1 protein-coding gene is annotated in these 540 nt (G+C 43.1%); it reads right to left on the reverse strand.

Annotated elements, in window-relative coordinates; translation table 11 throughout:
- Positions 1–120 precede the first annotated feature (120 nt).
- On the reverse strand, positions 121–540 hold a 420-nt coding region (locus CVN76_RS01900), incomplete at its 5' end, for a cellulose binding domain-containing protein (protein ID WP_198512427.1).

Below are 540 nucleotides of genomic sequence, written 5' to 3' on the forward strand. Positions count from 1 at the left end.
AAGATCTTGGTATACCGGGTTCATCCAAGCGGCGCAGATTTTAAGATTCAATTAATCAATGTCATAAAAAAAGACTATTCCAAAAGGCATATCTGTTTGGAATAGTCTTTTTTGTTTTTCTTAATCCATTTCATTCACGGCCACATTAGTGATGACAGCTGGGGCTGGTCCCCTGCCTTCTCCCCCTACGGTCACCGTTTCTCCCGGATTGATCTTTTTATTCCATTGGTCATTTTTGATCACATAGTGATGCTGTGATTCACTGATGATCCTCCCATTCCATATTGTCTGGATTTCCCCAGCGTAATCGAACCCTACCTTCCAATCCTCAATAGGCGATGTTCCGGTATTTTTGATCCTGATATTGAAAATGGAGCCTGTCCCCCACTTAGAGGTGATGGTATATGTGACATTTACATGATTGATACCGCCTTGGTCAGGTCCTTTGATGCCGCCTTCGAGCAGATCATCGGAAATTTTTTGCAGAAGGGTATCGCCTTTGCATGTATACTTCCCTGAAGTCCTGCAATCCAGGCTTAA

The organism is Bacillus sp. mrc49 (assembly GCF_002803435.1).